General features: G+C 65.2%; 4 protein-coding genes. All 4 read right to left on the bottom strand.

Going from position 1 to position 4957, the window contains the following annotated elements:
• Window positions 1-214: 214 nt before the first annotated feature.
• A complete protein-coding gene (gene holA / locus Q7V20_RS18895) occupies window positions 215-1282 on the bottom strand; it encodes a DNA polymerase III subunit delta (protein ID WP_304794857.1) in 1068 nt (355 codons plus the stop codon).
• A 7-nt stretch (window positions 1283-1289) separates the two neighbouring features.
• Window positions 1290-1868: an LPS assembly lipoprotein LptE gene (lptE, locus tag Q7V20_RS18890; RefSeq protein WP_304794855.1), complete on the bottom strand. Its 579-nt coding sequence runs from the start codon at window positions 1866-1868 to the stop codon at window positions 1290-1292.
• 10 nt (window positions 1869-1878) lie between these two features.
• Complete coding sequence (gene leuS / locus Q7V20_RS18885; RefSeq protein WP_304794853.1) at window positions 1879-4566, bottom strand: leucine--tRNA ligase; 2688 nt, start codon at window positions 4564-4566, stop codon at window positions 1879-1881.
• A gap of 56 nt (window positions 4567-4622) precedes the next feature.
• Window positions 4623-4957 (bottom strand): biopolymer transporter ExbD (locus tag Q7V20_RS18880; RefSeq protein WP_304794852.1); only part of this gene is annotated, 335 nt, incomplete at its 5' end.

Raw genomic sequence — 4957 nt, 5'->3', positions numbered from 1 at the left:
CAGCATGAAGGGCATGTTGATCGGCCCCAGGTAGCCCTCGCCAGCCCAGTACAAATGCTCGGATCGGTTCAATGGAACCAGGGCGCCGTCGCTCAAGGGAGGCCTTTCTTTTAATGCGGGTCGTTCCGCAATATAACAAGCAGGCCGCAGGGGCAGCGTGCGGATTTTCCAGCGCAACCACGGCCTGTTCAGGCGATGGTGCGCTGCACCACGGTCAGGTCTGCGGGGCCATCTGGCGGCACAGCATCAGGGCCAGGCGGCGCAGGGCTTCCCACGGGTCTTCGGGCCACTGGGGGTGGCGCAGGCCTTTGACGATGCCATCGACCGTGCTGGCGGCAGTCACCAGGCGGGCCAGGTTGGGGCTTTTCAGGCGCGGCAGCACGCGTTCGAACAGGCGCTCGCGCGGGCCCCAGACGCGCTGCTCACGCAGCACCATGGGCAGTGGCTTGCCGGCGTCCAGCGCCGCCCGGCTGCGGTGCAGGGCCATGATCTCTTCAGACAGCGCCCAGTGCACCAGCACGGCGGCTTCGCCTTCGGCGTGCAGCCCATCGATCATCCGCAGGGTGCGCTGCACCTGGCCCGACAGCACCGCGTCGCTCAGTTTGAAGACGTTGAAGCGGGCCACATCGACCACGGCCTCTTCGATCTGATCGATGGTGATGACCCCGGGCGAATGGAGCAGGCCCAGCTTGGCGATTTCCTGGTGGGCCGCCAGCAGGTTGCCCTCCACGCGGTCGGCAAAGAAAGCCAAGGCGCGTTGGCCAGCCTCGCCGGGCTCGACCTGCTGGCCTTGGGCGGACAGGCGTTGGGCAATCCACAGGGGCAGGGCCTGGCGCTCGATGGGATCGCAGCGCAGGGTCACGCCCGCGTTGTCGAGCGCGGTGAACCAGGCGCTGGTGGTTTGCGTTTTGTCCAGCCTGGGCAGGGTGATGACGGTGAGCACGCTGTCGTCGTTGGCGTGGCGCTCGCAATAGCTTTGCAGCGCCACGGAGCCGTCCTTGCCCGGCTTGCCGGACGGGATGCGGATCTCCATCAACTGCTTGTCGCCGAACAGGGACATGGCGCTGCCCGCGCCCAGCAGGCTGGACCAGTCGAAATACGCGCCCGTGACCGTGTGCACCTGCCGCTCGGTGTAGCCCGCCACGCGGCCAGCGGCGCGGATGGTGTCCAGCGCTTCCTGGGCGAGCAGGGGCTCGTCACCGTAGACCGTGTAGATGGGTTTGATGCCGCTGGGCCCGACCTTGCTCAAGTGGGCGGCCAGTTGTTCCAGGCGCAGTTGCATGCCGGGCTCAGGGGGCCAGTTGCTCGGGCCGGACCACGGCCAGGCGGCGCATGACCTGCTGGACGATGTCGGTCTGCATGGCGCGGTGCATGGCGGCCGATTCGTCGATCTTGGCCAGGGCGTCCTTTTCGTTGTAGGGCAGGTCGTTGGTCAGCAGCAGCTCGATCGGGGCGAGCAACTGGCTGCCGTCCGCGCGGGTGAGCTGGAACCTGAAGCGGGTGCGCAGCGACAGGTCGCGCACCTGGCTGAAGGCGGTGATGGAGGCGACGGCCTGTTCGCGCGTGTCGGACAGGGCCTCCAGCACGACGTGCGAGCTGAGGATTCGGGGGCTGGACGCGGCGATGTTGGCCGGCACGTTCTGCTGCGCGGCGGCCGCGGCCGTGCTTTCGACCACCGACACGCCGGCATCTTCCAGCGCCTTGGCCAGTTCGCTGGCCAGCGGCGAGTTGGCGGCAAAGCCGCTCAACTGCACGCTCTTGAACGCCAGATTGGGCGCGCGGCGCAACTCGAAGCCGCAGCCGCTCAGGCCCACGACGGCGCTGGTGGCCAAGGTCAACAGGGACAGGGTGAAGGTGCGGCGGTTCATGCGCTGCACCTTACACCACCACGTTGACCAGGCGGCCAGGCACCACGATGATCTTCTTGGGCGGCTTGCCTTCGCTGAACTTGGCCACGTCTTCGCTGGCCAGGGCGGCGTCTTCGATGGCGGCTTTGTCGGCCGAGGCAGGCACCTTGATCGAGCCGCGCAGCTTGCCGTTGACCTGCAGCATCAGTTCGATCTCGTCTTGCACCAGGGCGGCTTCGTCGACGCCAGGCCAGGCCACGTCCAGCAGCTCGCCACAGCATTCGGCGTAGCCCAGGTCGGTCCACAGCACGTGGCTGATGTGTGGGCACACGGGCGACAGCAGGCGCAGCAGGATGCTGACGCACTCGGCCAGGGCGGCGCTGTTCTCAGGCGTGGCGGGCAGCTTGGCGGCTTCCAGCGTGTTCAGCATCTTCATGAGCGCCGACACCACGGTGTTGTACTGCATGCGCTCGTAGTCGTAGTTGGCCTGGCGCAGGATGTGGTGGATCTCGCGGCGCAGCGTCTTGGCCTCATCGGAGAAAGCCACAGGCTGCGTGCGGTCCACGGCGAAGCCGGGCTTGATCAGCTCAGCGTTGCGCGACACGAAGTTCCACACGCGCTTGATGAAGCGGTGCGCGCCTTCCACGCCGGAGTCGTTCCACTCCAAAGTTTGCTCGGGCGGCGAGGCGAACATGACGAACAGGCGGGCCGTGTCGGCGCCGTATTGCTCGATCAGCTCCTGAGGGTCCACGCCGTTGTTCTTGGACTTGGACATGGTGCCGATGCCGCCATAGTCCACCAGCGAGCCATCGCTCTTGAGCTTGGCGCCGGTGACGACCTTGCCGCTGGCGTCCATGATGTTCTCGACCTCGTGCGGCCAGAAGTACTCCACGCCGCCTTGCGCGGTCTTGCGCGAGTAGATGTGGTTGAGCACCATGCCTTGCGTCAGCAGCTTCTTGAAGGGCTCGTCCACCTTGGTCAGGCCCAGGTCGCGCATCACCTTGGTCCAGAAGCGCGCGTACAGCAGGTGCAGGATGGCGTGTTCGATGCCGCCGATGTACTGGTCCATGCCGCGGTCGCCGGGGGCGTTGGCCGCGCCCATCCAGTACTCGGTGCGCTCGTCCACCATCTGGGTCGCGTTGTCCGGGGCCGTGTAGCGCAGGAAGTACCAGGACGAGTCCACGAAGGTGTCCATGGTGTCGGTTTCGCGCTGGGCCGGTTTGCAGCACTTGGGGCAGCCCACGTTCAGGAAGTCGGGGCGCAGTTTGAGCGGGTTGCCGCTGCCATCGGGCACCACGTCTTCGGGCAGTACCACGGGCAGGTCTTTCTCGGGCACAGGCACGGGGCCGCAATCACCGCAGTGGATGATGGGGATGGGCGTGCCCCAATAACGCTGGCGGCTGATGCCCCAGTCGCGCAGGCGCCAGGTGGTTTTCTTCTCGCCGATGCCTTGGGCGGACAGCAGTTCGGCGACCTTGCTCACGGCCTCTTTGTGGCTCAACCCGTCAAGGACGCCGCTGTTGACGCAGGTGGCGCGTTGCTTGTCGCCGTACCAATCGGCCCAGGCGTCCAGGCTGAAGGTTTCGCCCTCGGCTTGAATCACCTGCTTGATCGCGATGTCGTACTTCTTGGCGAACTCGAAGTCGCGCTCGTCGTGCGCGGGCACGCCCATCACGGCGCCGTCGCCATAGGACATCAGCACGTAGTTGCCGACCCACACTTCGACCTGCTCGCCCGTCAAGGGGTGCTGCACGAACAGGCCGGTGGCTTGGCCCTTCTTCTCTTGCGTGGCCAGCTCGGCTTCGGTGGTGCCGCCCGTCTTGCATTCTTCGATGAAGGCTTGCAGCTTGGGGTTCGTGCTTGCTGCGTGCGTGGCCAGTGGATGCTCAGGTGCCACGGCGCAGAAGGTCACGCCCATGATGGTGTCGGCGCGCGTGGTGAAGACCCACAGTTGGCCATCGTTGATCAGCGAACCATCAGCGCCCGTGATGTCGTGCTTGAACGCAAAGCGCACGCCTTCACTCTTGCCGATCCAGTTCTCCTGCATCACGCGCACGCGCTCTGGCCAGCCGGCCAGGTAGTTCTTGTCTTCGGGGTTGGCCACCGCGCTCAGCAGCTCGTCGGCGTATTTGACGATGTTCAGGTAGTAACCAGGGATCTCGCGCTTCTCCACCGGCGCGCCCGAACGCCAGCCCTTGCCGTCGATCACTTGTTCGTTGGCCAGCACGGTCTGGTCGACCGGATCCCAGTTCACGGTTTGTGTGCGGCGCTCGCAGATGCCCGCTTCCAGCATCTTCAGGAACAGCCACTGGTTCCATTTGTAATAAGAAGGCTGGCAGGTGGCGATCTCGCGCGACCAGTCGATCGCCAGGCCCATCGCCTTCATCTGCTTCTTCATGTAAGCGATGTTGTCGTAGGTCCACTGCGCGGGTGGCACCTTGTTCTTGAAGGCGGCGTTCTCAGCGGGCAGGCCGAAGGCGTCCCAACCCATGGGCATCAGCACGTTGTGGCCGTTCATGCGCAGGTGGCGCGTGAGCATGTCGTTGATCGTGTAGTTGCGCACGTGGCCCATGTGCAGCTTGCCGCTGGGGTAGGGCAGCATGGAACACGCGTAGAACTTCTTCTTGCCCGCGTCCTCGGTCACGCGATAGGCATCGCGGCCGTTCCAGTGCGCCTGCGCATCTTTTTCGACGCCCTGGTGGTTGTACTTTTCTTGCATCCCCAAATTGTAGGGCCGGGGATGTGGCCGCACGCTTGTCACTGCGTGTGCTGCGTCTATGGTTTCGCCTGCGGATCGGCGACGAAGCCAATGCGATTGAGGCCGGCTTTCTGTGCCGCACCCATCACCTCGACAACCCGGCCGTAAGGAACGGCCTCATCGGCCCTCAACTGCACCTCGGTCTGCGGGTTCTGTTTGGCCGACTGGGCCAGCCGCTCGGCCAGTTGCGGCAACGTGACGGGCTGGTCGTTGAAGAAGACCTGGCCGGCCTTGTCCAGAACGACCGTGACGAATTTGGGCGCGTCGCCAGGGGTGGCGGCTTCGGTGTTGGGCAGGTCCAGCCTGATCGAGCTGGCCAGGAGCGGCGCCGTGATGATGAAGATCACCACCA

The organism is Aquabacterium sp. (assembly GCF_030652515.1).
Classification (GTDB): Bacteria; Pseudomonadota; Gammaproteobacteria; order Burkholderiales; family Burkholderiaceae_C; genus Aquabacterium.
This window is presented reverse-complemented; position numbering and strand designations above follow the sequence as displayed.